This window comes from Stenotrophomonas sp. SAU14A_NAIMI4_5, from assembly GCF_003086795.1.
GTDB lineage: Bacteria > Pseudomonadota > Gammaproteobacteria > Xanthomonadales > Xanthomonadaceae > Stenotrophomonas.
In genome coordinates, this window is sequence record NZ_CP026003.1 from 1,022,586 (window position 1) to 1,045,347 (window position 22,762).

The 22,762-nt window shown below is 66.0% G+C and carries 26 protein-coding genes and 2 tRNA genes; 16 read left to right on the top strand and 12 right to left on the bottom strand.

Features of this window, described 5'->3' with window-relative positions; translation table 11 throughout:
• Nucleotides 1-293 precede the first annotated feature (293 nt).
• From ppx to C1925_RS04720, 5 genes are all read right to left on the bottom strand, one after another.
• A complete protein-coding gene (ppx, locus tag C1925_RS04700; RefSeq protein ID WP_108767885.1) occupies nucleotides 294-1,820 on the bottom strand; it encodes an exopolyphosphatase in 1,527 nt (508 codons plus the stop codon).
• A gap of 253 nt (nucleotides 1,821-2,073) precedes the next feature.
• On the bottom strand, nucleotides 2,074-4,161 hold the full coding sequence (ppk1, locus tag C1925_RS04705) for a polyphosphate kinase 1 (RefSeq protein ID WP_108767886.1): 2,088 nt from the start codon (nucleotides 4,159-4,161) through the stop codon (nucleotides 2,074-2,076).
• A gap of 4 nt (nucleotides 4,162-4,165) precedes the next feature.
• A complete protein-coding gene (phoR, locus tag C1925_RS04710) occupies nucleotides 4,166-5,497 on the bottom strand; it encodes a phosphate regulon sensor histidine kinase PhoR (RefSeq protein ID WP_108767887.1) in 1,332 nt (443 codons plus the stop codon).
• A gap of 104 nt (nucleotides 5,498-5,601) precedes the next feature.
• Nucleotides 5,602-6,291 (bottom strand): phosphate regulon transcriptional regulator PhoB, encoded by a 690-nt coding sequence (phoB, locus tag C1925_RS04715; RefSeq protein WP_108767888.1) that lies wholly within the window; start codon nucleotides 6,289-6,291, stop codon nucleotides 5,602-5,604.
• Between the two features lie 116 nt (nucleotides 6,292-6,407).
• Nucleotides 6,408-8,108 (bottom strand): M48 family metalloprotease, encoded by a 1,701-nt coding sequence (locus tag C1925_RS04720; protein ID WP_174213487.1) that lies wholly within the window; start codon nucleotides 8,106-8,108, stop codon nucleotides 6,408-6,410.
• Nucleotides 8,109-8,196: 88 nt separating this feature from the next.
• Between C1925_RS04720 and grxC the strand changes: the two genes are divergently transcribed.
• The 7 genes from grxC (at nucleotide 8,197) to C1925_RS04755 (ending at nucleotide 13,321) form a co-directional block, all read left to right on the top strand.
• On the top strand, nucleotides 8,197-8,487 hold the full coding sequence (gene grxC, locus C1925_RS04725; protein ID WP_108770618.1) for a glutaredoxin 3: 291 nt from the start codon (nucleotides 8,197-8,199) through the stop codon (nucleotides 8,485-8,487).
• A complete protein-coding gene (locus tag C1925_RS04730) occupies nucleotides 8,484-8,876 on the top strand; it encodes a carboxymuconolactone decarboxylase family protein (protein WP_108767890.1) in 393 nt (130 codons plus the stop codon). Before grxC ends, C1925_RS04730 begins: the two co-directional genes overlap by 4 nt.
• Nucleotides 8,877-9,132: 256 nt before the next feature.
• Nucleotides 9,133-10,137: an isocitrate dehydrogenase gene (locus C1925_RS04735; RefSeq protein WP_108767891.1), complete on the top strand. Its 1,005-nt coding sequence runs from the start codon at nucleotides 9,133-9,135 to the stop codon at nucleotides 10,135-10,137.
• A gap of 132 nt (nucleotides 10,138-10,269) precedes the next feature.
• The gene (locus tag C1925_RS04740) at nucleotides 10,270-10,680 is read left to right on the top strand and encodes a hypothetical protein (RefSeq protein WP_108767892.1); all 411 of its coding nucleotides are present in this window, start codon (nucleotides 10,270-10,272) and stop codon (nucleotides 10,678-10,680) included.
• 161 nt (nucleotides 10,681-10,841) lie between these two features.
• A complete protein-coding gene (locus tag C1925_RS04745; RefSeq protein ID WP_108767893.1) occupies nucleotides 10,842-11,585 on the top strand; it encodes a cysteine hydrolase in 744 nt (247 codons plus the stop codon).
• Nucleotides 11,586-11,637: 52 nt separating this feature from the next.
• Complete coding sequence (locus C1925_RS04750; protein ID WP_108767894.1) at nucleotides 11,638-12,546, top strand: LysR family transcriptional regulator; 909 nt, start codon at nucleotides 11,638-11,640, stop codon at nucleotides 12,544-12,546.
• 25 nt (nucleotides 12,547-12,571) lie between these two features.
• The gene (locus C1925_RS04755) at nucleotides 12,572-13,321 is read left to right on the top strand and encodes a sulfite exporter TauE/SafE family protein (RefSeq protein WP_108767895.1); all 750 of its coding nucleotides are present in this window, start codon (nucleotides 12,572-12,574) and stop codon (nucleotides 13,319-13,321) included.
• A 3-nt stretch (nucleotides 13,322-13,324) separates the two neighbouring features.
• Here C1925_RS04755 and C1925_RS04760 read toward each other — a convergent pair whose 3' ends face one another.
• Both C1925_RS04760 and C1925_RS04765 read right to left on the bottom strand, forming a co-directional pair.
• The gene (locus tag C1925_RS04760; protein ID WP_108767896.1) at nucleotides 13,325-13,945 is read right to left on the bottom strand and encodes a flavin reductase family protein; all 621 of its coding nucleotides are present in this window, start codon (nucleotides 13,943-13,945) and stop codon (nucleotides 13,325-13,327) included.
• 133 nt (nucleotides 13,946-14,078) lie between these two features.
• Complete coding sequence (locus tag C1925_RS04765) at nucleotides 14,079-14,837, bottom strand: Bax inhibitor-1/YccA family protein (RefSeq protein WP_159097476.1); 759 nt, start codon at nucleotides 14,835-14,837, stop codon at nucleotides 14,079-14,081.
• Nucleotides 14,838-15,017: 180 nt separating this feature from the next.
• Between C1925_RS04765 and C1925_RS04770 the strand changes: the two genes are divergently transcribed.
• From C1925_RS04770 to C1925_RS21190, 5 genes are all read left to right on the top strand, one after another.
• Nucleotides 15,018-15,094, top strand: a tRNA-Pro gene (locus C1925_RS04770).
• A gap of 37 nt (nucleotides 15,095-15,131) precedes the next feature.
• Nucleotides 15,132-15,208 (top strand) — tRNA-Arg (locus tag C1925_RS04775).
• Nucleotides 15,209-15,335: 127 nt separating this feature from the next.
• The gene (locus C1925_RS04780; RefSeq protein WP_159097477.1) at nucleotides 15,336-16,376 is read left to right on the top strand and encodes a hypothetical protein; all 1,041 of its coding nucleotides are present in this window, start codon (nucleotides 15,336-15,338) and stop codon (nucleotides 16,374-16,376) included.
• A 10-nt stretch (nucleotides 16,377-16,386) separates the two neighbouring features.
• Nucleotides 16,387-16,821, top strand: coding sequence for a hypothetical protein (locus tag C1925_RS20885; protein ID WP_159097478.1), 435 nt, complete (start codon nucleotides 16,387-16,389; stop codon nucleotides 16,819-16,821).
• Nucleotides 16,799-17,602 carry a hypothetical protein gene (locus C1925_RS21190; RefSeq protein WP_216821991.1) on the top strand — a complete coding sequence of 268 codons (804 nt, stop codon included), beginning with the start codon at nucleotides 16,799-16,801 and terminating at the stop codon, nucleotides 17,600-17,602. The genes C1925_RS20885 and C1925_RS21190 overlap by 23 nt, the downstream gene beginning before the upstream one ends.
• 116 nt (nucleotides 17,603-17,718) lie before the next feature.
• Here the strand turns inward: C1925_RS21190 and C1925_RS04790 are convergent, their stop codons facing one another.
• The 3 genes from C1925_RS04790 to C1925_RS04800 all read right to left on the bottom strand — a co-directional run bounded on the left by C1925_RS04790 (nucleotide 17,719) and on the right by C1925_RS04800 (nucleotide 19,473).
• On the bottom strand, nucleotides 17,719-18,738 hold the full coding sequence (locus C1925_RS04790; RefSeq protein WP_254051384.1) for an integrase: 1,020 nt from the start codon (nucleotides 18,736-18,738) through the stop codon (nucleotides 17,719-17,721).
• 190 nt (nucleotides 18,739-18,928) lie between these two features.
• On the bottom strand, nucleotides 18,929-19,159 hold the full coding sequence (locus C1925_RS04795) for a hypothetical protein (RefSeq protein WP_108767899.1): 231 nt from the start codon (nucleotides 19,157-19,159) through the stop codon (nucleotides 18,929-18,931).
• The gene (locus tag C1925_RS04800; RefSeq protein ID WP_108767900.1) at nucleotides 19,156-19,473 is read right to left on the bottom strand and encodes a hypothetical protein; all 318 of its coding nucleotides are present in this window, start codon (nucleotides 19,471-19,473) and stop codon (nucleotides 19,156-19,158) included. Before C1925_RS04800 ends, C1925_RS04795 begins: the two co-directional genes overlap by 4 nt.
• A 50-nt stretch (nucleotides 19,474-19,523) precedes the next feature.
• Between C1925_RS04800 and C1925_RS04805 the strand changes: the two genes are divergently transcribed.
• Nucleotides 19,524-20,006: a hypothetical protein gene (locus C1925_RS04805; RefSeq protein ID WP_159097479.1), complete on the top strand. Its 483-nt coding sequence runs from the start codon at nucleotides 19,524-19,526 to the stop codon at nucleotides 20,004-20,006.
• Nucleotides 20,007-20,011: 5 nt separating this feature from the next.
• Here C1925_RS04805 and C1925_RS04810 read toward each other — a convergent pair whose 3' ends face one another.
• Nucleotides 20,012-21,079, bottom strand: coding sequence for a phosphoadenosine phosphosulfate reductase family protein (locus C1925_RS04810; RefSeq protein ID WP_254051385.1), 1,068 nt, complete (start codon nucleotides 21,077-21,079; stop codon nucleotides 20,012-20,014).
• Between the two features lie 103 nt (nucleotides 21,080-21,182).
• Here C1925_RS04810 and C1925_RS04815 point away from each other — a divergent pair, with 103 nt between their 5' ends.
• The 3 genes from C1925_RS04815 to C1925_RS04825 all read left to right on the top strand — a co-directional run bounded on the left by C1925_RS04815 (nucleotide 21,183) and on the right by C1925_RS04825 (nucleotide 22,478).
• Complete coding sequence (locus tag C1925_RS04815) at nucleotides 21,183-21,434, top strand: hypothetical protein (RefSeq protein ID WP_108767903.1); 252 nt, start codon at nucleotides 21,183-21,185, stop codon at nucleotides 21,432-21,434.
• 96 nt (nucleotides 21,435-21,530) lie between these two features.
• A complete protein-coding gene (locus tag C1925_RS04820) occupies nucleotides 21,531-21,710 on the top strand; it encodes a hypothetical protein (RefSeq protein WP_254051386.1) in 180 nt (59 codons plus the stop codon).
• A gap of 186 nt (nucleotides 21,711-21,896) precedes the next feature.
• The gene (locus tag C1925_RS04825; RefSeq protein ID WP_159097480.1) at nucleotides 21,897-22,478 is read left to right on the top strand and encodes a hypothetical protein; all 582 of its coding nucleotides are present in this window, start codon (nucleotides 21,897-21,899) and stop codon (nucleotides 22,476-22,478) included.
• Between the two features lie 41 nt (nucleotides 22,479-22,519).
• Here C1925_RS04825 and C1925_RS04830 read toward each other — a convergent pair whose 3' ends face one another.
• The gene (locus C1925_RS04830) at nucleotides 22,520-22,732 is read right to left on the bottom strand and encodes a hypothetical protein (protein ID WP_108767906.1); all 213 of its coding nucleotides are present in this window, start codon (nucleotides 22,730-22,732) and stop codon (nucleotides 22,520-22,522) included.
• Nucleotides 22,733-22,762: the final 30 nt, after the last annotated feature.

A 22,762-nucleotide genomic window follows, 5' to 3' on the forward strand; every position in this document is an offset into this window, starting at 1 on the left:
GACTGAGCCGGTGACTTCGATTTATTCTCGTTCGTTAACCAGATGTAAAGGGGTTGTTGCCAAATGTGTCAAAGGTTGTCGCGAGGCTTTCATCTAAACTTAATAAAAGCAAGGCCTTAGGGTCACGGTGCTGTCGCCAGATTCGGCACAGTCCGGCAGCCTGAATGCCCATTCAGCTTCAAAAGTGCGCAAACGCGCACGCGAAAACGGCCCCGTCAGGGGCCGTCGTCAGGTCGGGATGGGGCGTGTCGGGATGGGGCGTCGCGGCGGCTGGCGATGCCAGGCCGCCGGGGTCAGGCCACGAAGGGGCGGAACTGGATGCCCAGTCCGGCCAGGCCCTCGGTCTCGCCGATCAGGTCGGCGCGCAGCAGCGGCCGCGGGTCGATGAAGGCCTGCGGCACGATCAGCGACAGGCGGGTCTCGTCGGCGGTCAGTTCCAGCTTCGGCAGCGGCGCGTCTTCGTGGGCGCGGTTGAGCAGCACGGCCAGCCGCAGCAGGGCGGTCAGGCGGCGCGCGGTCAGCAGCAGGCGCTCGGGCAGGGCATCGAAGGCCGACTTGCCGACGCTGCGCCGGTGGCTGCGCACCAGGGCGGCCAGCATCTGCTGCTCCTGCCGCGAGAAGCCGGCGATGTCGGAGTTCTCCAGCACGTAGCTGCCATGCACGTGGTAACCACTGTGGGCGATCATCAGGCCCAGCTCGTGCAGGCGCGCGGCCCAGCCGAGCATGCGGGCGTCGTCGGCATCCAGCTTCCAGCGCTCCTGCACCTGCTCCAGCAGCGACAGGGCGGTGTCCTGCACGCGGTCGGCCTGCACGGTGTCGATGCCATAGCGCAGGGTCAGCGCCGCCACCGATTCGTCGCGCGGATCGTTCTCGCCGGCACGGCCGACGATGTCGTACAGGATGCCTTCGCGCATGGCGGCCTTGCTGACCAGCAGCTTCTCCAGGCCCAGCGCCTGGAAAGCGGCTTCCAGCACCAGGATGCCGCCGGCGATGATCGGCCGGCGGTCGGCGGACAGCCCGGGCAGCACGATGTCGTCGATCTTCTTGGCCTTCAGCAGTTCGTCGCGCAGCTGCGGCAGGGCTTCGGCAGTGATCGCGCCCTTGCTCAGCTTCATCGTGGCGCAGATCTCGCTGATCGCCTTGTGCGTGCCCGACGAGCCCAGGGCTTCGTGCCAGCCCAGCGCGCGGTACTTGCTGGCGAACGGCTGGAACTCACGGCCGATCTCGGCCAGCGCGTCCTTCCAGCGCTTGCGGCTGAGCTTGCCGCCGGGGAAGAAGCGACGGGTGCTGGCGATGCAGCCGGCCTGCAGGCTCTCGCGCTCGAGGGTCTGCATGCCCTTGCCGATGATGAATTCGGTGGAACCGCCGCCGATGTCGATCACCAGGCGGCGCTGGTCGGCCTTGGGCGGCTGTGCATGGGCCACGCCGAGGTAGATCAGGCGCGCTTCTTCGCGGCCGCTGACCACTTCGATGGCATGGCCGAGCGCGGTTTCGGCCGGCACCAGGAACGACTGCGGAGAGCGCAGCTGGCGCACGGTGTTGGTGGCCAGGGCGCGCACGCGGTGCGGGGGCACGTTGCGGATGCGCTGGCCGAAGCGGGCCAGGCATTCCAGCGCGCGCTGCCGTGCGGCGGTGGACAGGCCGCCCTTGCCATCAAGGCCATCGGCCATGCGTACCGTTTCGCGCAGGCGGTCGATGACGCGCAGCTGGCCGAGCGTGTAGCGCGCGATGACCATGTGGAAGCTGTTGGAGCCAAGGTCGATGGCGGCCAGCAGGTCGCCATCCTGCAATGCGGGCGGAGTCGTGGTGGTATGCGGCATGGGCGAATGTTAGCCGAAGCGGCGGTGTGCTCGTCACCGCGCGGCCTTCACATTTTGTAGGGGGAGTGCGGTAGTGCCGGCCGCTGGCCGGCACGGGGTCGGATCCCGTTGCTGCGCAACGGGCTCTGACCCCGGTGTTGATGGTGGGTGCCGACCGTTGGTCGGCACTGTTTGAGTTCCGACCAGCGGTCGGCACCTACCGGATCAGACACCCTGCAGTGTCCCGACCAACGGTCGGGACCCACCGGGAGGCTTACAGACCCTGCATCAACGCCATCTGCGCCGAATGCGGCGCTTCGTCGTGGGCCGGGGTGCGCTTGTGGTAGATGCCCTCGGCATCCAGTTCCCAGGCGTTGAGGTTGTCGTCCAGGTAGTTCTGCAGCACTTCGCGGTACACGCGCTTGGCCAGGTCCGGGTCGAGGATCGGGAAGCAGGTCTCGACGCGGCGCAGCAGGTTGCGCTCCAGCCAGTCGGCGCTGGCGCAGTACAGCTCCGGTGCGCCGTCGTTGCCGAACCAGTAGACGCGGCTGTGCTCCAGGAAGCGGCCGACGATCGAGCGCACGCGGATGTTGTCCGACACGCCCGGCACGCCCGGGCGCAGGGTGCAGGCGCCGCGGATGATCAGGTCGATCTGCACGCCGGCCTGCGAGGCCGCGTACAGCGCGCGCACCACCTGCGGTTCGTTCAACGCGTTCATCTTGGCGATGATGCGCGCCGGACGACCGGCCGCGGCGATGCGCGTCTCGCGCTCGATGCGGGCGAGGATGCCGGTGTGCAGGGTGAAGGGCGACTGCAGCAGGCGCTTCAGCTTCATCTTCGAGGCCAGCCCGGACAGCTGCTGGAACAGCAGGTGCACATCATTGCCGATGTCCGCATCGGCAGTGATCAGGCTGATGTCGGTGTATGCGCGGGCGGTACCGCTGTGGTAGTTGCCGGTGCCCAGGTGCACGTAGCGGCGCAGCTTGCGGCCTTCGCGGCGCACGATCAGCAGCATCTTGGCGTGGGTCTTGAAGCCGACCACGCCGTACACCACCTGCACGCCGGCTTCCTGCAGGCGATCGGCCAGGCCCAGGTTGGCTTCTTCGTCGAAGCGCGCGCGCAGCTCGACCACCACCGTCACGTCCTTGCCGTTGCGGGCGGCCTGGATCAGCGCATCGACGATCAGCGAATCCTTGCCGGTGCGGTACAGGGTCTGCTTGATCGCCAGCACGTTCGGGTCCACCGCGGCCTGCTTGATCAGGTCCAGCACGGCGGTGAAGGCATCGAACGGGTGGTGCAGCAGCAGGTCCTGGCGGCGGGCGATCTCGAAGATGCCGTCGCTGTCGCGCAGGGTGCGCGGATTCATCGGCGGGTACTTCAGGTCCGGCTGCGGCACGAGGTCATAGAGCTGGATGATGCGGTTGAGGTTGACCGGGCCATCGATCCGGTACACCGCGTTTTCGGTCAGGCCGAAGTTCTGCAGCAGGGTGCGCACGATGTCCTTCGGCGTGTCCTCGGCGATCTCCAGGCGCACCGCAGGGCGGTAGCCGCGGTCGACCAGTTCATCGCGCAGGGCCAGCGCCAGGTTCTCCACTTCTTCCTCGTCCACCACCAGCTCGGAATTGCGGGTGACGCGGAACTGGTAGGCACCTTGGACTTCCAGACCCGGGAACAGCTCGTCGACGAAGGCCGACAGCACCGAGGACAGGAACACGAAGTTCTGCCCGCCGCCCAGGCTTTCCGGCAGCTGGATGATGCGCGGCAGCGAACGCGGTGCGCGCACGATGGCCAGGTGGCCGGCGCGGCCGAACGCATCGGTGCCCTTCAGCACGACGACGATGTTCAGCGACTTGTTGAGGATCTTCGGGAACGGGTGCACCGGGTCCAGGCCCAGCGGCGACAGCACCGGCATGATCTCGTTGCGGAAGTACGCGCGCAGCCAGCGCTTCTGCCGGTGGTTCCAGGAGTGGCGGCCGAGCACGCCGATGCCGGCCTCGGCCAGCGCCGGGCGCAGCGTCTCGTTCCAGCAGCGGTACTGCTGGTCCACCAGTTCCGCCGCGCGGTCATGGATGGCATTGAGGATGGTCTGCGGGCTCATGCCGTCCGGGGCCGGCGGCAGGCCGAATTCCTGCGCGTGGCGCACGGCCGCGGCGCGGATCTCGAAGAACTCGTCCAGGTTGGTGCAGGAGATGCACATGAAGCGCAGGCGCTCCAGCAGCGGCACCTGCGGGTCCATCGCCTGCGCCAGCACGCGGAAGTTGAAATCCAGCTGGGACAGTTCGCGGTTGATGTAGAGCGCCGGGTCACGCAGTGGATCGTTGTCCGGGCTCACGGGGAGGGGGAGGGATCCGAGGCTGCTCATGGCTTCATTCTTCGATGGAGGTCAGGGGGGCGGACTCGCGCGGGCGCACGTGGTCGGCATCGAAATGACAGGAGAACACCGAGCCCTTGCCCACTTCGCTTTCGATCTCCAGCCGTGCGTGGTGCAGGCCGAGGATGTGCTTGACGATGGACAGGCCCAGGCCGGTGCCACCGCTCTCGCGCGAGCGGCTGCTGGACACGCGGTAGAAACGTTCGGTCAGGCGCGGCAGGTGGGTGGCGGGGATGCCGTAGCCGCTGTCACGCACGGCCAGCACGGCGCCATCGCCCTCGCGGCGGAACTCCACCGCGATGCGGCCATCGGCCGGGGTGTAGCGCACGGCGTTGGTGACCAGGTTGGAGAACGCGCTGTGCAGTTCCTTGGTCGAGCCCAGCAGGTCCACGCCGGCCAGGTCGTCGATGCTGATCTGGTGGCGGCCCTGGCTGTGCGCCTCGGCTTCGCGGCGCAGGGTGGCCAGCATCGGCTGCATGGCCACGGTCTCTGCTTCGCTGTGTTCCTGCGATTCCAGCCGCGACAGGGTCAGCAGGTCTTCCACCAGCTGGGCCATGCGCTGGCTCTGCTTGCGCATTTCTTCCAGCATCGGGCCGGTGCCGGGGAAGTCTTCCGGATCCATCATGTCCAGGTAGCCGTGCACCACGGTCAGCGGGGTGCGCAGTTCGTGCGACACGTTGGCGACGAAGTCGCGGCGCACCTGTTCCAGGCGCAGCAGCTTGCTGACGTCGCGGGCGATCAGCAGCCAGTAGTCCGACGAATACGGAATCAGGCGCAGGTTGAGGCGGATCGCCGGATCGACCGGCGAGGGCACGTCGAGGATCGGTTCGGCATTGCGGCCACCGGCCAGCCAGTGTGCCAGCGGCATCGGCTGCAGGCGCTCGACCAGGGCTTCGCCGAGGTCACCGGGGTGGTGCAGGCCGAGCAGGGCGGTGGCCGCTTCGTTGAACCACTGCACGCGCTGGCTGTTGCGGTCCAGCACCACCACTGCATCGGGCAGGGCGGCAGCGGCGGCGCGGTAGCTGCGCAGCATGTCCAGCAGGCGGCGCTTGCGCACGCGCATTTCCACCTGGTTGCGGTACAGCAGGCGGTCCAGCTCGTTCCACACGCCGGTACCTTCCTCGGCGGTTTCCCAGCGCTGGCGCGCGGTCAGCCTGCGCAGCACGCTGCGCAGACGCCAGTAATGCCAGGTCAGCGTGGCCAGTGCGGCCAGCGCGATGCACAGCCACAGATGCCCACTGAACCACCCGACCACGCCGGCCAGCACCAATACCGCTGCCACGGAGGCCAGCGTCTTAAACCAGGCGGAGCGGATGTGGCGGGGCATTGCGGTCTCGTCGTTGGAGGCGGCGGTTCACGCGGTGAACCGAGGGTTATAGCAGAGTTGCCGACACCGGCACCCGCGGGTGCGCGGTGCCGGCACGACGAGGCTCAGGTCGCGTTGGAGAAGCGGTAACCAGCGCCGCGCACGGTCTGCACCATGTTCTCGGCGTTGAACGGTTCCAGCGTCTTGCGCAGGCGGCGGATGTGCACGTCGATGGTGCGTTCTTCCACGTACACGCTGCCGCCCCACACATGGTCCAGCAGCTGGGCGCGGGTGTAGACGCGCTCGGGGTGGGTCATGAAGAAGTGCAGCAGGCGGTATTCGGTCGGGCCGATCGGCACCGGCTGTTCGTTGGCGAACACGCGGTGGGCGGCGCCGTCGATGCGGATCGGGCCGACGGCCACGCTGCCGTCTTCGTCGTCGTCACGGGCGCGGCGCATGACCGCGCGGATGCGGGCCAGCAGTTCGCGGGCCGAGAACGGCTTGACCACGTAGTCGTCGACACCGGCTTCGAGGCCGCCGACGCGATCATTCTCTTCGCCGCGCGCGGTCAGCATGATGATCGGCACTTCGCGGGTCAGGGTTTCCTTGCGCCAGCGACGGGCCAGGTCCAGGCCACTGGTGCCGGGCAGCATCCAGTCCAGCAGGATCAGGTCGGGGACGCGGTCGGCGATCGCGGTCTGGGCCTCGCGGGCATCGCCGGCGTGGACGGGTTCGTAATCGCCCTTGCGGAGGGCGAAGGCGACCATTTCGCGGATCGCGGGCTCGTCATCGACGATCAGGATGCGTTTCTGCACGAGGACACCGTAGGGCTCGGTTACTGGAGTGGTGCCAGTAGACTACGGTTTGATGACATGTTTGTGACTACCTAGCCGGGATCGGCGCCGATCGCCATCCCCCGGTCATGCGGCGCTCAGCGCCGGTCCAGCTCCGGGTCCTGCACGCCCTGGCGGCGCAGCTCCAGCACGGTGGGGGTGATGGTCTCGATGCGCGCATCCACCCGCGCGCGGCCGACATAGTCCAGCTCGGGGTTGCGCTTGAGCGCCTGCAGCTGCATCAGCGCCTGCTCCGGGCGGCCGCCGAGGAAGGCCGCCTCGGCATAGGCCTCGCTGGCCCGCACGCTGTCCCCGGCCAGTTCGCTGGCACGGGCGTAGCGCTGCTGGAAAACCGGATCGTTACCGCTTTGCGACAGCAGCGGACGCAGCATCGCCTGGGCGCGCTGGCCGGCCTCGCGTCCGCCCTGTTCATTCAGGATCTCGGCGTAGGTCAGTGCCACCGGGCGGCTGTTGGGGTGTTCGCGCAGCAGCTGTTCGAAGCGGGCGTTGGCCTGGACCGGCTGGCCGGCACGGGATTCCGCCTCGCCCAGGGCCAGGGCCACGAACAGGCTGTCCGGATGGGTCTGCAGCAGGCTGGCCAGGGCCTGCCGGGCCTGGTTGGCGCCGGCGCGGCCGCCGCGCATGGCGGCCAGGGCCTGGCCATAGCGCTGGGCATCGGTCAGGCCGTCCTTCTGGCGCCGGGCCAGGTCGGCGTACTCGCGTTCCAGCTCCGGCGTGGTGTCGGCGCTGAGCACCCGCAGGCGCTCGCGGGCCCAGTCGAAGTCGCCACTCGCGCCCCGGCTGAGCTGGCCGATCGGCAGGCGCAGCACGCTGCTGGGCAGCAGGGGGTTGCTGCCGCGCAGCAGCGGCTCGCTCAGGCTGGGGTCGGCCGGGTTGACCCGCTCCTTGCGCTCGCCGCTGGGGGTGCTGGTGGTCAGCAGCACCGTGTCCTTCTTCATCTGCTGGGCGCGGGCCTTGGCCTCGCTGATACGGGTGGTGTTGACGGGGTGGGTCTGCAGGAAGTCCGGGGCCTGGTAACCGCCGTCGTTGCCGCGCATGGCGGCCGACATCCGCTCGAAGAAGCCGGCCATGGCGTCCACGTCGTAGCCGCTGCGCGACAGAGTGCGGATGCCCAGGCGGTCGGCCTCGGATTCGTTGGACCGGGTGTAGTTGATCTGCCGCTGCTGCATCAGGCCCATGCCGGAGCTGATCGCGGCCATGGTCGCGTTGCCGGAGGAGGAGCTGTTGCTGGCCTGGGCGGCCACCACTGCCGCCAGCATGCCCAGCAGGATCGGGATCTGGTCGCGCTGGGCCCGCTCGACCCCGCGCAGCACGTGCTGCTGGGTGACGTGGGCGATTTCATGGGACAGCACCGCCGCCACCTCGTCCTCGCGCTCGGCCGTCAGCACCAGGCCGGCGTTGACCCCGATGTAGCCGCCAAGGGTGGCGAAGGCGTTGATCTGGCGGTCCTTCATCACGAAGAACGTGTAGGACTGGCGCGGCTGGTCGCTGTTGGAGCCCAGCCGGGTGCCCATGGTCTGCAGCCAGTCGTTGACCAGCGGGTCGTCCAGCAGGTACCCGTAGTTGCGCAGCTCGCGCAGCATCATCGCGCCGTACTCGGCCTGCCGTGCCGGGGTCAGCAGTTCGCCGGCCGACGACCCGATGTCCGGCAGCTTCTCCTGGGCCTGGGCCAGCGGCATGGCCAGGGCCAGGGTGACGGCGGTAGTCAGCAGCAGGGCTCGCAAGCGGGAGGTCCTCGGGCGGGGCGCGCCAAGCGTGGCAGGGCAGGGGGCAACCATTCGTTAATCCACAGTGTTGCGGTCGTGGCGTGGAAATTCCAGCACACCGGTACCATATATGGACCGTCGATCCATCGTGGAGTTTCCCGTGACAGACCAGCCCGCTGGCGCCTCGCCCGCCATCACCATCTATTCCACCGCCGTCTGCCCGTACTGCGTGGCGGCCAAGAACTTCCTCAAGAGCAAGGGCCAGCAGTGGACCGAGGTCCGCATCGACCTGGACCCGGTCGAGCGCGAGAAGATGATGTCCCTGACCCGCCGCACCAGCGTGCCGCAGATCTTCGTCGGTGACGTCCATGTCGGCGGCTACGACGACATGATGGCCCTGCATCGCGAAGGCAAGCTCGAGCCGCTGCTGGCCGGGCAGGGCCAGGCATGAGCGCGGCCGACGACGGCAGCAAGGACCGCATCGCCGAATTTACCGCGTTCCGCAAGCGCATGAACGAACGCATCCTGGGCGAGCCGAACCAGGTGGTGCGGCGCTTCTTCGCGCTGGACACGCAGACCTACCAGGCCGGCGCGCTGGACGTGAAGACCAAGGAGCTGCTGGGCCTGGTGGCCTCGATGGTGCTGCGCTGCGACGACTGCATCAGCTACCACGTGGCCCAGTGCAAGGAAGCCGGGGTGACCCGTGAGGAGTTCTTCGAGACCTTCTCGGTCGGCCTGGTGGTCGGCGGCTCGATCGTGATCCCGCACCTGCGCCGCGCGGTCGACTTCCTCGACCAGCTCGAATGCGGCGCCGCCGCCCCGGAAGCGCACGAGCACTGAGGTAGCGCCGGCCGCTGGCCGGCATTGCCTGAACCCCGGATGACCGAGGTTGCCGGCCAGCGGCCGGCACTACCGGGTTTTTCCGCGATCCAGCCGCCAATGCGCGCGGGCACACTGCCTGAGCCGGGGAGTGGGACCATGGTCTATTTGGGACCTCGGCCCCGGCTCAGGCATAATTGCGGGTGAAACTTCCTTAGCGCCGGCGTTTCCGGGCACGTCCGGACGGCGTATTCCCCCCTGTTCGGAACATCGATCAATGACGCAGAAAATTACGGTCATCCGCGGCGACGGCATCGGCCCGGAAATCATGGACGCTACCCTGTTCGTCCTCGACCAGCTCAACGCTGGCCTGGAGTACGAAGATGCGGACGCCGGCCTGGTGGCCCTGGAAAAGCACGGCGACCTGATGCCGGCAGTGACCCTGGAATCGATCGCGCGCAACAAGGTCGCGCTGAAGAGCCCGCTGACCACCCCGGTCGGTGGTGGCTTCACCTCGATCAACGTCAGCCTGCGCCGCCACTTCGACCTGTACGCCAACGTGCGTCCGGCCCACACCTTCCCGAACACCAAGTCGCGTTTCAACAACGTCGACCTGATCACCGTTCGTGAGAACACCGAAGGTGCGTACCTGGCCGAAGGCCAGGAAGTCTCGGCTGATGGCGAGACCGCCTTCTCCGGCACCCGCATCACCCGCAAGGGCTCCGAGCGCATCGTGCGCTACGCCTTCGAGCTGGCCCGCAGCGTCGGCCGCAAGAAGGTCACCGCCGTGCACAAGGCCAACATCATCAAGTCGACCTCGGGCCTGTTCCTGAACGTCGCCCGTGAAGTGGCCGCGCAGTACCCGGACATCGAGTTCCAGGAAATGATCGTCGACAACTGCTGCATGCAGCTGGTGATGCGTCCGGAACAGTTCGACGTGATCGTGACCACCAACCTGTTCGGCGACATCATCTCCGACCTGTGCGCCGGCCTCGTCGGCGGCCTGGGCCTGGCCCCGGGTGCCAACATCGGCAAGGACGCGGCGATCTTCGAAGCCGTGCACGGCACCGCGCCGGACATCGCCGGCCAGGGCAAGGCCAACCCGTGCGCGCTGCTGCTGGCAGCTGCACAGATGCTGGACCATGTCGGCCAGCCGGAAAACGCCGAGCGCCTGCGCAAGGCCATCGTGGCCACCATGGAAGCCAAGGATTCGCTGACCGGCGACCTCGGCGGCACCGGTACCACCATGAGCTTCGCCCAGGCCATCGCCAGCCGCCTGTAAGCGGCCGGCGCTCCCGCTGGAAATCGCCTCGGGCGATGTCCAGCCGGGGCCGCGCAGCGTTGAAGACGGGCCGTCCTTGTACGGCCCGTCTGCGTTTTCAACCGCGGGTTTTCACCGACAGGATGTTTCCCGATGCCTGAGGCGGCCGTGTGGGTCGTGGCGGCCGTTGCTGTCTATGCCATCGGCGTGGCGATCTACGCCATCTTCTACTGGCCGTGGTCCCGCGCCCAGCGTGCGCTGCGCCGCCTGCGCAGGCATGGAGTGCCCCTCCGCAGCCTGCGCGTGAGCGAGGCGCGCGTCCTGCAGTTGATCGAGTTTCCTGCAGGGTTGCCGGTGTATCTGCTTGAAGGCAGCTGTGCGGCGTTCGTTGTCAGGGGCAAATCCCCTCCGGCCCAGCATGTGCAGACGCTGGCTGGCGTGCCGGTGAAGTATCCGGCGGGCCTCGCACATGCCGTGCGCGCGGGAAGCAATACCGCCGAAGTGGTGCTGGGTCGCGACCACGCGATGATCGTGCGGCTCAATGGGGTCAAGCTGGCCCAGTAGCGTCGAGCCATGCTCGACTACGCAGGAACAGTCGAGCATGGCTCGACTCTACAAAAGCGATCTGTGCGTGCATCGCACAGATCATGTGTTTTCCGGCGGCTGGTTCGTGCGCCATCCGCTCCGCATCCTGTGCCCACTTCCCACCGCACAGGAATCGCCCCATGAACCTTTCCGCCTTCGGCCTGGCCAGCCTGATCGGCATGGCCGCCGCCGCGCCGGTCGCCGCTGCCGAGCCGGCCCATCCCACCATCCGCCACATGGCCGGTGCACCGTCGGTCACCGCGCTGGATGCTGCGAAGACTGCCGTGCTGGTCATCGATTTCCAGAACGAGTACTTCGACGCCAGCGCTGCGCCGGGCTTCGCCGGTGGCCGCATGGTCATTCCCGATGGCGTGGCCGCATTGCAGCAGGCCAAGCGTGTGGTGCAGTTCGCCGACGCCAACGGCATCCGGGTGATCCACGTGCAGCACGTGCTGCCGGCCGGCGCGCCGCTGTTCGCGCAGGGCAGCGTCAATGCCGCCTTCCATCGCGACCTGCAGCCGCGCCAGGGCGAGACGGTGGTGCAGAAGGACAACGTCAGCGTGTTCGCCGGTGCTTCGGCCGCGGTGCTGGACAAGGTGTTGAAGGAGGCTGGCATCGACACCCTGCTGTTCACCGGCCTGCAGACTCATGCCTGCGTGGTCGGTGCTGCCCGCGATGCGGCCGCCGCACCGCGCGGCTACCGCGTGATCGTGGCCGGTGATGCCACCGCCAGCCGCGATCTGGACCTGGCCGGCGGCCAGCGCATCGGTCACCGCGCGCTGCACGAAGCTTCGCTGGCGCAGATCGAAGATGCCTTCGGTGAAGTGATCAGCACCGAGGCGATGCTGGCGCTGCCGGTACGCAAGGCCGGCGACGGCGCTTGATAAGCTGGCGGGGCCCGCAGATCGCGGGCTCCGCTTCCGGGAGCTGCCTTCGATGGATCACTTCGCCGCCCTGCGCGCGCTGCGCGCCATCGTCGAAGCGGGCAGTTTCACCGCCGCCGCCGAGCGCCTGGGCACCACCCATTCGGCGATGTCGCGGCAGCTGCGGCAACTGGAAGAACACCTGCAGGTGCGCCTGCTCGACCGCAACAGCCGGCGCCTGTCGCTGACCGAGGCCGGGCGCGATTACTACCGCGAGGCCGTGGCCCTGCTGGATCGCCTGGAGGCTGCCGATGACCGCGCACGCGCCGGCCAGGCCCAGCCGAGCGGGCGCCTGCGCATCAGCGTGCCGCAGGTCGTGGCCAGCCAGGAGCTGCCGCACTGGCTGCCGGGATTCCTCGCCCGCTACCCGCAGGTCTCGCTGGACCTGTCGGCCGACGACCAGCTGGTCGATGTCGTCGGTGGCGGCTTCGATCTGGCCCTGCGCATCGCGCCGTCCCTGCCGGACAGCCAGCTGGTGGCGCGTGAGCTGGCCAGCTGCCCGCGCATCCTGGTGGCCGCCCCCGCGTATCTGGCCCGGCACGGCCTGCCGCGGCAGGCCGCCGACCTGCAGCAGCACACGCTGCTGGGCTTCAGCCCGACCGGGGCCGGTGCGCCGTGGCAGCTGCAGGGGCCGCGTGGCGCCGCCGCCACCATCGAGGCCGGCCAGCGCCTGCGCGTGGATGCCACGCCGGCGCTGCATGCGGCGGTGATGGCGGGCATGGGCATCAGTCTGTTCACGGCGTTGACCGCGCAGGAGGATCTGCGCAGTGGTCGCCTGATCCGCGTGCTGCCGGCCTGGAATGCCGGCCAGCGCCGTTACTTCGCGCTGTATCCGCACGCGCGTGCCCTGGCGCCGAAAGTGCGCGCGCTGGTCGATCACCTGGCCACGCACTACGCTGGGTGGACGGGCGGGGCAGGCTAGCCACGCCACGGCAACGAGGAGCGTGATGGATCCGGTTTATCTGCTGGTGGCGGTCGGTGCGATCGTCGCCGGTTTCGTACAGGGCCTTTCCGGCTTCGCCTTCGGCATGGTGGCGATGTCCTTCTGGGCCTGGGGGCTGGATCCGCGGCTGGCCGCTGCGCTGTCGGTGTTCGGCGCGCTGACCGGCCAGCTGCTGGCGGTGTTCACCGTGCGCCGCGGCTTCAACCTGCGCCTGCTGCTGCCGTTCGTGCTGGGTGGGCTGGCCGGCATTCCGCTGGGCGTGCTGGTGCTGCCGCAGCTGGACATGGCCTGGTTCAAGGCGCTGCTGGGTGGGTTTCTGGCAGTGTGGTGCCCGGTGATGCTGATGGTGCGCAGGCTGCCGCCGATCACGGTGGGTGGCCGCATCGGCGACGCCGTGGCCGGCATGGCCGGCGGCGTGCTCAGTGGCATAGGCGGCTTCGCCGGGCCGGTGCCGACGCTGTGGAGCACGCTGCGCGGCTTCGCCAAGGACGAGCAGCGTGCGGTCATCCAGAACTTCAACCTGGCCATGCTGGCGGTGACCATGGCCACCTATGTCGGCAACGGCATGATCACCCGGCAGATGCTGCCGTACTTCGCCATCGTGGCCCCGGCCATGCTGGTGCCGACCCTGCTGGGCGCGCGCCTGTACATCGGCATCAGTGAAGCGCGCTTCCGGCAGATCGTGCTGGGTTTGCTAACCGCGTCCGGCATCGCCCTGCTGTGCTCGGCGCTGCCGGTGCTGCTGTCGCGTTGAGGTTCAGGCCGGGCGGAACATGCGGAAGCGCTGCTCGGCGCTGACCCGGAAGTAATCAGCCGGGCCGCCACCGCGCAGGATCGGATCGGCGGCGGCCGTGTCGTAGATGCCATCGACCAGCAGCCGCGCATCGATATGCACCGCCACCACCTCGCCCAGCACCAGCCAGCCGTTGGTGTCCTGGCCGGCGGCATCGCGCAGGCGCACGATCTGGGTGCAGCGGCATTCCATGCTGACCGGGCTCTGCGCCACGCGCGGCGGCCGCACCTGGGTGGACGCCAGCGGCGTCAGTCCGGCCAGGCTGAACTCATCGACCTCCGGCGCGACCGCGCGGCAGCTTTCGTTCATCGCCTCGGCCAGGTCGAACGTGGCCAGGTTCCAGACGAATTCGCCGGTGGCCTCGATGTTGTGCAGTGAATCTTTCCGCCCCTGGCTGGAGAAGCCGATGATCGGCGGGGTGTAGTTGAAGGCGTTGAAGAAGCTGTAAGGCGCCAGGTTCAGGGCGCCGTCGGCGGCGCAGCTGGAGATCCAGCCGATCGGGCGCGGGCCGATGATGGCGTTGAACGGGTCGTGCGGCAGGCGGTGGCCGTCGGCGGGACGGTAGCTGTGGAAGGTGTCGGGCATGGAGTGGGGTTCCGTAGCGTCGAGCTTGCTCGACTGGGTTGTCGCCCGATTATCCGGCAAGGGGGGGGCTGCAACCCACAGAAAAGCCGCGACCCTCGCGGATCGCGGCTTGTCGTTTTCAGCTTGATCGGGCTCAGCGCTGCTGGATCTTCGACAGCAGGCGCAGGAACTCCACGTACAGCCAGACCAGGGTCACCATCAGGCCGAATGCGCCATACCACTCCATGTACTTCGGCGCGCGCTGGGCCACGCCGGTTTCGATGAAGTCGAAATCCAGCACCAGGTTCAGCGCGGCCACCACCACCACGAACAGGCTGAAGGCGATGCCCAGCCAGCTGGCGTCATGGATCATCGGCACGTTGATGTTGAAGAAGCCCAGCACGAACGAGGCCAGGTAGAGCAGGGCGATGCCGCCGGTGGCGGCGACCACGCCCAGCTTGAAGTTCTCGGTGGCCTTGATCAGGCCGCTGCGGTAGGCGAACAGCAGGGCGAACAGGGTGCCGAAGGTCAGCAGCACCGCCTGGAACACGATGCCCGGGAACTTCATGTTGAACACGGCCGAGATGGCGCCCAGGAACAGGCCTTCCACCAGCGCGTACATCGGCGCGGTGACCGGCGACCATTCCTTCTTGAAGATGGTGATCAGCGCCAGCACGAGGCCGCCGATCGCGCCGCCCATGGCGTACAGCTTGGCGCTGGCCATCACCTGGCCGTAGTCGTTGATCGACTGGTTCCAGGCGAAGGCGGCGGTCAGCACGGTCAGCAGCAACAGGATGCCGGTCTTGTTGACGGTGCCGTTGAGGGTCATCGCCTGGTCGGGGTGGGTCACCACCGAGCCGCTGGCCAGGTCGAGGAAAGTCGACTCGGAAAGAGCCGGGTTGCCGCTGCGCATGCGAAATCTCCGTGCGAAAGAGGTGGTTACGGCCATCCGGCCGATTGCAGCGAGCATAGCCGATAGCTGCCTACGGCGGTGTGGCAGGGCCGCGCCGGCGGGCCCGCCGCGTTGACAGGCTGCGCTGCGCTTGTTCACAATGGCCAGCTCCCCGGGCCCTGCCCGAGGGGATTGAAACACCGGGGTATAGCGCAGTCTGGTAGCGCGCCTGCTTTGGGAGCAGGATGTCGGGGGTTCGAATCCCTCTACCCCGACCAATCCCATTACGTCGGATTGGACGCGGTTCCGGTTCGGGCGCCCGTAGCTCAACTGGATAGAGCACCGGCCTTCTAAGCCGGCGGTTACAGGTTCGATTCCTGTCGGGCGCGCCATATGATTCAATGGCTTATGAGGGCTACACCCGGTCCCTCCCGAAATGCCTCCCGAAATCTCATTGACCCTTGACGGCACGTGATGCAATCATCCGTTTAGCTAAGGGACAGCTTGAACAGGGGCAGGATGAAAGTTGAGACTATGGTCGCGCTTTTGCGCGCACGCGCTCCGTGGCGAAATGTCGCGAGGGTTGGCCTAAAGGATCTAGGGCTTCCGGCCGGTATGGGCTGGGATGACACAGCCCCTGACCTCCTTGCCGCGAACGCGCTGTCGGCTGCGCAAAATGCTCAACTAGAGCGAATGGTGCTTGAGCACCTGGTGGTAGGTGAGAAATCCCTACGGATCTACGATGTGGGTCGACAGCATATCGATGCGCTTATAGCGTCAAGTGCAAGTAAGAAGCCCAGCACGCACCCAGTCGTCCACAGCTTCCCTGCGGTGCTCTCAGACGCCGAAATGGCGAAAATAGGTGACGTGTCGCCAAAGTTTGGACTTTGTATTCCGGATAAGGATGGTAGCGCTCTCGTTTTCGCTGGAATTAGGAACTACACCCGAAGGGTTGAGCTTGACGCCAAGGCGGTCAAGGCGATCGTTCCCAGTATGGATTTCGAGTCGGTCATTGGCGTGGTTAACGACAGGCGGATGACGTATGACGCGGTGTGGCTACCCAAGACGGGTAGGTACTTGTACGTGCTTGCAGACTATCCTCAGGACGCAACCTCCGATTTTCCTGCGCAGTCTCATCTCGCACTGGAGCGGGGATTGACTAAGACCATGGGTGTGCCGCTTACCCCCGTCGACCTGTTCCCTGCTGTGCAAGGACTCTACGATGCCCCGGACGGAGACGTGGTGGAGCTTGGGTTCATCACCGACGACGATTCCGTCAAGCACCTTAAAGCCCGGCAAGGAAAAAAGTGCTTGCGAAAAGATGGCTACCATACTGCTGGAGCTACCTTTGTAGGCAATGCTTTGCTCCCGTTCCGTATTGCCGTGAGATGGCAGCGCAAGCTGAATGGACTTTTGACGGTTCAGCCTGAAGTTCTGCTGCCGGGTACATCGCGCACCATATATGGCACGAACAACCGTCTGTACGACTGTGTGTTAAGGAATAGTCTCGGCCTACGAGATCTGATTCTTATAAAATCCAAGCTCTCGCCACACATCTGAACAACTCGACATGGAGCATGTCAGCCCGCTGCGTAAGACCGTCGAAGCGCTCCCGGCGATATCGGAAGCGGAAAGAAAAGTGTGCCTGAGTGTTCTCGACGTTCTTCACAAGCGCATGGAATGCGCCCAGCGAGGTGTTTGGACATATCGAACGCTCGCTAACTGGTCTGGCTTCAGCGAGGTTGATCCCACGTTCCAGGATGGCATTCAGCTCCTAGTTGTGCATCCGCGAATTCGTGCGCTCGATATGCATCTTCTCTTTTTCAATCCCAACATCGCGGGCGACATCGGTACTCCGTTGAGCGAAGAGGAGGAGAAGTTTGCGCTGCGCTCTAACGGCTTTTACGTAGATCGAGATTCCGGACAGAAGGTGCCCAATTACAAAGAGCATCTCGTTCCTTACTTTGTTCCGGCGGCCAGACTTGAGGCTGAAGCTCGTGGGTGAGGTCACGCAGCGCGACTTGGAGGTGCATGCTGCATCATCGCCAACGCGAGCGCTTCGCTTTCGCGTCATGCAGTGGGGGGCCGGTGACCCCCCTGATTACGACGAATTTGTGGAGAAGGTGCAGCTCGCAACGGCGATTTCTTGCAACCTGCTCGGGACGAACCCAAAGCTTCAGCAGAATAAAGGCGAGGATGAACTGACAGAGTTCGTCATTACGCACATGCTGGGACTTGGATTCGATGCGCGTCTGGATTCCATGGTCGGCGGGCATTGCGACATGGTTGTCACCTTTAATGGCAACTACAAGTGGCTAGCGGAAGCCAAGATTTATACCAGCCATGCTTGGGTTTGGCAGGGCTACCAGCAGTTGGCGACTCGCTATCAGCCTGGTGATCCGTACAGCTCCTATGGTGGAATGCTGATCTATTGCTTCCAGCAAAACACCACCGCGCAGATGGCTAAGTGGCAGAGCTATATGAAGTCGCAAGATTCGGCTTTGCTCTTCCCCGCCGGGCCAGTGCTTCCTATCGCAGGGATGTTTTACTCTCAACACAACTCCTCACGAACGGGCCTGCCTCAAACCGTGGCTCATTTCGCTGTGCCTTTGAACTGGGCTCCTGCAGCCAAGCCGAAGAAGACCAAGGCTAAAAAAGTTGCTGCTAAAAAGGTTGCTGCTAAAAAGGTTGCTGCTAAAAAGGTTGCGGCAGAAAAGGTTGCGGCAAAAAAGGTTGTGGCCAAGAAGGCGGCGGCTAAGAAAGCCGCTGGCAAAAGCGCAATTTAGCGACGCCCTCCATAAGCCGACAGAACTATCGAAAGGAGCGGAGGGTGCACCGCCCGCGTGGAAGAGTTCTTGCGTGGACGTAGTAACCGACTGCTCTGGTTTCTAGAGACTAGCGACTATGTTTTTTGCCCGTTAGCCGATGACTCTTCGACTGTCGGTATTGAATGGTCGTAGAGATGCATCATGGCGTCGGTCTTATGACCACTGGCAGCCTTCTTGTCTCCCTTGGTGTCTGTAACTCCTCTGTGCTTCAGACTATGCAGCCCGAAGCGCTCGTCTTGGCCCAACACTCCATCCTTGACAGCGTTGCGCATCATGCGCCCCCAGGCAGTCTGCCAACCATCCTCGGTCAACCGCTCACCGTCCTCGCTGACGAACAAATAGCGGTCCTCGGCCCGGATCGGAATCACTCCCCCCTTTTTCTCCCATATCGCCGCGCGCCGCGCCCGCAGCATGGCGATTGCCTCTTCGGTTTCGGCGCCCTTGCGCACCAGATTGTCGCGGCTGCCCTTACGGCGGTTCGTGCGCAGCACCTCGCCATCAACATGCGCATCGGTCAGCGTCAGCACCTCGATGCCGCGCAGGCGCGCCTGGTAGGCCAACTCCATGGCAGCCCACAGGTACGCCGGCACTGCACCCTTGGCGCGAGGCCCGCGCGCGCTGCACTCCTTCGCATATTCCTGAACCTGGCGGAACACGTCCACGGCCGGCATCCGGTGGGCACCCTTTTCCTTCACCTGCTTGATGCCGGTGGCCGGGTTCGTGGTGACGTGATCGTGTTCGCGAGCCCAGCCGAACACGCGGCGCAGGTAGCGCAGCCAGTGGTTCGCCTTTGTGGGGTAGCCGGGGATGGCAGGTTCACCCGGTTTGGCGCCGGGTCGGCCTTGTGCAATTACGTCGATCAGGCGGCGAATGAACCCCGGCGTCAGCTTGTCCACTACGGCTTCGCCCAGGTTGGTGCCGTTCTTGAGCGGGTACGCCTTGATGGCGCGGGCATAGTCCTTATAGCCCTCCTGCGTCGACGGCTTGAGTTGGGCAAACGCCAGGCTCTCCGCATGCCGGTCGATGACGAACGCCACGGTGCCACGCTGTGCCTCGCCCTGGCGTGCTTCCATGATCGCGTGCAGGTCCGACATGCGCGCGCCGGGGCCGGCGACCGTCTTCGTTCTGGATCCGTGGCCTTCTTCATGTGGCACGCGCACGTACCACCTGCCACGTCCGGTGTGATCCCAGTAGATCCCGACCGGCAGCTGTCTGGGATCGATGTGCGATGGCAGGTTGGGTGCGGCCTTGCGTGGTCTAGCCATGGTGCTGTGGTGCGTCCTTTCAGATCAGCGAAGCGGGGTAGCTCTCGTTCTCGAAAGCCGAGGTGGTCGGGCTGGTGAGGCCCAAGGCCTCATTGAGCGCGGCCGTGGTGGTCCAGACGCCGCCCTGGCCGTCGTACTGCACGCGGATCTTGCGCTGCTTGGCCCAGCGCTCGACGGTGGCGAGCCGCGGGCGCTTGCCGGGCCGGCACAGCTCCTGCAGATCGCGGAACTGTAGAACGTCTCCGATCACGGGCGGCCTCCTTGGGCACTGGCCCTGGCGCGGGTGCGCCTCGCGGCCGGCTCGGCCAGGGTGAGGTTGAACTGCACCACGTTGTCGGCGACTGCCGGCGCGGGTGCGCGCGCGCTGCGTGCCGGGCGATTGATGCGGCGCCACTCGGCCAGCGCCTTCTCCGGATCCTGGCTCTTGCTGGTCGCCCTGCATGCGCACTCGACCAGGTGGCCGCCGCCAGCGGCCTGGCCGCGCAGGTCGTGGATGTGGCGCGCGCGGTGGCCGGCGGCGCAGTTCGGCAGGCCTTCGGGATGGCTGATGTGCTTCTGGGTCATGAGTCAGCTCCGTTGGAAAGGGGGAAATGGCGGGCGCTACACTGGGGTGCATGAGTCAATTCGCTAATTCGACGCATGCGGAGTTGTGGGGCCGCGCCAAGGCATTGGCGGGGGCTCTGCGGCAGAGCGCGGAGGTGCAGGATCTGGTCCTGGCGAACAAGCCGACGACGCCTTGGCAGCGGCAGCAGATCCGCGGCGCGATGACTCCTGGCGCCGACCGGACGCTGGCTGACCTGTTGGAGGCGCTGGCCACGCAGGTCCATCACGGCGTGCACATTGAGGGCGATGCGGCTCAACTGCTGCTGGCGCCGGGTGCGAACCTGCTGACGGTGTTCGGGCCGAAGCTGGCCAGCGAGCAGCGGAATGCTCGGCGTCTTGTCGTCCTTGAGGCGGCGAACCTGGTGCTGCGGACGCGAGCGGGCGAGTGGCTGCAGGCCGGCGAGCCGGGCGCGACCCGGCATGACCGGGCCACCGGCAGTAACCAAGGCCTGGCCAGCGTGCTGGTCGAACTTGAGGCCATGCGGAAAACGTAGAGCGGTCATGCGGCACTCCTTTCGCACAGGCCGAGGTCGGAGGTGCACCCGCCGCCGGCCTGCTGCTGGAAGAACAGATCGAACTGGCGGCCGCCGCGGCTGGTGCGGCTCCACTCCACAAGGGTGTTGATTCGGGAATAGGTGCCAGGCCGGTCAACGTCGGTAGGGTCGGTCACGGCAGGGAAGAACGTGGCGCTGCGGCGCTTGTTGGCCGAGGCGACGACCTCCTCCCATTCGCGGATCCGCTGGATGTGGTCGGGGAACAGGTCCGCGATGTTCCGCAGCTCGCTCTTGCGGCAGTTGATGCAGGGCATGCAGCCAACGCGGCCCATGCCCAGGGCATAGAGCGGGTTGGGCTGGATGCCGTGCTTACGGTGCTGGTCCCAAACCTGCTGGACAGTCCACTCGAAGATCGGGCGCCATACGTGGCAGCCAGATTCATGCCGGTTGAAGCGCGGCTGCTTGGCACGGTTGGCGGATTCCTCCGCCCGGATCCCCAGCCACTGCAGCACCTGGCCAGCCTTGAGCATGGGGCCAACCACCTGGGTGGTGATGGGAATGGTCTTCAGCTCCTCGGTGCAGAACTGAGCCATGCGGGAAGGGAATCGGCCCTTGCTGATGCAGAGATCCAAGAACGGCACACCGGTGGGCTCATGCAGCTCCGCCGCGCGCTGCACGATGCTGTCGGGAATGCCCTCCAGCGGCCAGTGCTGCAGGATGTAGGAACGATGCTGGGCCAGCTGCCGGGTGAAGTCGGCGCGCACGGTCTCCACAACCGGGCCGCCCGTCAGGCGCGGGAGGTCGGCCACGTAGTCGTAGACGCGCTGGTCCTCGTTGCCGGTGTCGGCGAACACGGCGCGGAACGGGCGACCCAGCTCGATGGCGCGCAGGTATACCGCGGTGCTGTCCTTGCCGCCGGAGACGTTCACCAGATGCTGAATGTTGGTCATGCGAACAGATCCCGTTGGGCCGGCGGCGCCGGCAGTGGTGCAGGTGCAGAGGCGCGCATGCGCGCGCGCTGTGCAGCGTTGAAGCAGAACCAGAAGCCGTGGCCGTGCCGGCGTGCACGGCATTCCGAGAGGAACACGCGCGCGGTGTGCTTAGCTTGGTTGTCCTTCACAGCTGCGCTCCACGGATGGAGTACTGTCGACGGCTGGACTCAGGGAGGGGGACCGCATGGACGAGCACGAGGGTGTCTTTAAGCTGGTGGCAGTGGCGGGGCAGGACATTTGCTCGCAGGACCTGTGGAAGTCGATGGGCCTGGTGTACGCGCCCGGGGAAGCCGTCTTTCTTGAGCAGGTGCATGCCGGCTCCGCGTTTACTACCCGCGAGGCGGCCTTGGCCGGTGGTATCGACGCTGCCCGCGCGATTGCAAAGACCCTTTCCCCTGGCGACTGCCGTGCAAATCGGGGCGCCCGCTTCTGGTGATAAAGTCGCGCGCAGACGCACCCGGATTAGAGGAGGTGCGAGGGCGACGGGATGCACAGGCAAGAAGACTGGAATCTGAAAATCAGGGGCCGCGACGTGACGGTCCGGGTGGTGCTGGACGGCATCGGCCGAGTGGGGCAGGGCACGCTTACGGGTTTCCATGTGGTGTACGGGCCCAGCCAGATCGGCCTGGACGTGCGCGTAGTGTCCCGGGAGGACGCTGCAGCCAAGACCGAGGCGCTGCTGTCCGATCTGATGGGTGCAGACTGGTACTGAGCCGACAGGCACGCCCTTGGTGGGGGGAACCTCCGTGCAAAGTGAAGCCGTGGCAGAATGCCGGCGAATCCAAAAGGGGATCCATCGGTGAACTTGAGCGGAATTGTCGAGTGCACGAGGCTTGGGCCGAGCTGTGTGCTCGACTGGTCGACAATCGTCGGTGCCTTGGTTGGAGGCGCCACTGTCGTGGTTGCGATCCTGGCATGGAGAACGGCTAGGCGAGCAACTGAGATCGCACAGACAGCGACCGAGATCGCGAGGCATCAGCGTCAGGAGGATCGAGATGCGCACGCGCGAATCCTTGGCAGGCTTCTGCTCAGCGAAGTCACAGCCCTTCCAGCGCGGCTTGCCGCATTGGGCAAGGTGCCTGCCGTGGCTGTAGAGATATCCGGCGACGCGATAAGGATCCGCAGCGCCGCAGCGCTGGAGCATCTCCTTGAGGAGGGCCAATTTTCCGTCCTTCCTAGCGCCGAGCGAGTCGAGGCACGAATTCACGAGCTTCCAGATCGCCTTGGAGATGATCTGGCTACGCTCATCAGCCATAGTCGATCCCTGAACGATGTAGTCCGAAGGATGCGGTCGCGCCTGGTCACAACCGAGCGCCCGAATGTAAGCCCGCCCGTACTGGTGGGATATCGCGGGCGAGCTCAAGACTTTGAGCTTTTGGAAGATGAAATCCAGTTCTTCAAGACGCTCGCGATTGAATATGCGAACGACTTTCGAGAGTTTGTCGGGGTTCCGAAGGAGGATTACTCGCGCTTCGCTTGAAATGTGGGCTGCTTCAACGGCAAGCCTCGGCCTCCTGCTGCTCATGCTCGCGGCTCCTTTGCGCCGTTGATCTGCTGGCCGCCGAGGGCGGCGCTGAATTCCCAACGCTCCGCCTCGCGGGTGTAGTAGGCGGCGCGCTCCTGGCGCTCGCTTTCGGTGAACTGCTTGTCGGTCAGCGCGTGGTCGGCGGCGTCGCGGTTGGCCTTGGCCATGCGAACCGGGTCGTCCTTGAAGATGTCGAGCTGGTTACGCATGTGCCGTGGCACCTTGACCCCGTGCCAGAA

Excerpts from the sequence above, each read along its gene's own strand:
- C1925_RS20885 (WP_159097478.1), top strand. The coding sequence starts at position 16,387 with ATGGAGCATGTCAGCCCGCTGCGTAAGACCGTCGAAGCGCTCCCGGCG.
- C1925_RS04760 (WP_108767896.1), bottom strand. The coding sequence starts at position 13,945 with ATGCCCGACACCTTCCACAGCTACCGTCCCGCCGACGGCCACCGCCTG.
- C1925_RS04730 (WP_108767890.1), top strand. The coding sequence starts at position 8,484 with ATGAGCGCGGCCGACGACGGCAGCAAGGACCGCATCGCCGAATTTACC.
- C1925_RS04750 (WP_108767894.1), top strand. The coding sequence starts at position 11,638 with ATGGATCACTTCGCCGCCCTGCGCGCGCTGCGCGCCATCGTCGAAGCG.
- C1925_RS04780 (WP_159097477.1), top strand. The coding sequence starts at position 15,336 with ATGAAAGTTGAGACTATGGTCGCGCTTTTGCGCGCACGCGCTCCGTGG.
- C1925_RS04765 (WP_159097476.1), bottom strand. The coding sequence starts at position 14,837 with ATGCGCAGCGGCAACCCGGCTCTTTCCGAGTCGACTTTCCTCGACCTG.
- C1925_RS04815 (WP_108767903.1), top strand. The coding sequence starts at position 21,183 with ATGGACGAGCACGAGGGTGTCTTTAAGCTGGTGGCAGTGGCGGGGCAG.
- phoR (WP_108767887.1), bottom strand. The coding sequence starts at position 5,497 with ATGCCCCGCCACATCCGCTCCGCCTGGTTTAAGACGCTGGCCTCCGTG.
- C1925_RS04790 (WP_254051384.1), bottom strand. The coding sequence starts at position 18,738 with ATGTCGGACCTGCACGCGATCATGGAAGCACGCCAGGGCGAGGCACAG.
- C1925_RS04745 (WP_108767893.1), top strand. The coding sequence starts at position 10,842 with ATGAACCTTTCCGCCTTCGGCCTGGCCAGCCTGATCGGCATGGCCGCC.
- C1925_RS04735 (WP_108767891.1), top strand. The coding sequence starts at position 9,133 with ATGACGCAGAAAATTACGGTCATCCGCGGCGACGGCATCGGCCCGGAA.
- C1925_RS04740 (WP_108767892.1), top strand. The coding sequence starts at position 10,270 with ATGCCTGAGGCGGCCGTGTGGGTCGTGGCGGCCGTTGCTGTCTATGCC.
- C1925_RS04720 (WP_174213487.1), bottom strand. The coding sequence starts at position 8,108 with ATGGTTGCCCCCTGCCCTGCCACGCTTGGCGCGCCCCGCCCGAGGACC.
- C1925_RS04810 (WP_254051385.1), bottom strand. The coding sequence starts at position 21,079 with ATGCCGTGCACGCCGGCACGGCCACGGCTTCTGGTTCTGCTTCAACGC.
- C1925_RS04755 (WP_108767895.1), top strand. The coding sequence starts at position 12,572 with ATGGATCCGGTTTATCTGCTGGTGGCGGTCGGTGCGATCGTCGCCGGT.
- C1925_RS04800 (WP_108767900.1), bottom strand. The coding sequence starts at position 19,473 with ATGACCCAGAAGCACATCAGCCATCCCGAAGGCCTGCCGAACTGCGCC.
- C1925_RS04805 (WP_159097479.1), top strand. The coding sequence starts at position 19,524 with ATGAGTCAATTCGCTAATTCGACGCATGCGGAGTTGTGGGGCCGCGCC.
- ppk1 (WP_108767886.1), bottom strand. The coding sequence starts at position 4,161 with ATGAGCAGCCTCGGATCCCTCCCCCTCCCCGTGAGCCCGGACAACGAT.
- C1925_RS04830 (WP_108767906.1), bottom strand. The coding sequence starts at position 22,732 with ATGCGTAACCAGCTCGACATCTTCAAGGACGACCCGGTTCGCATGGCC.
- ppx (WP_108767885.1), bottom strand. The coding sequence starts at position 1,820 with ATGCCGCATACCACCACGACTCCGCCCGCATTGCAGGATGGCGACCTG.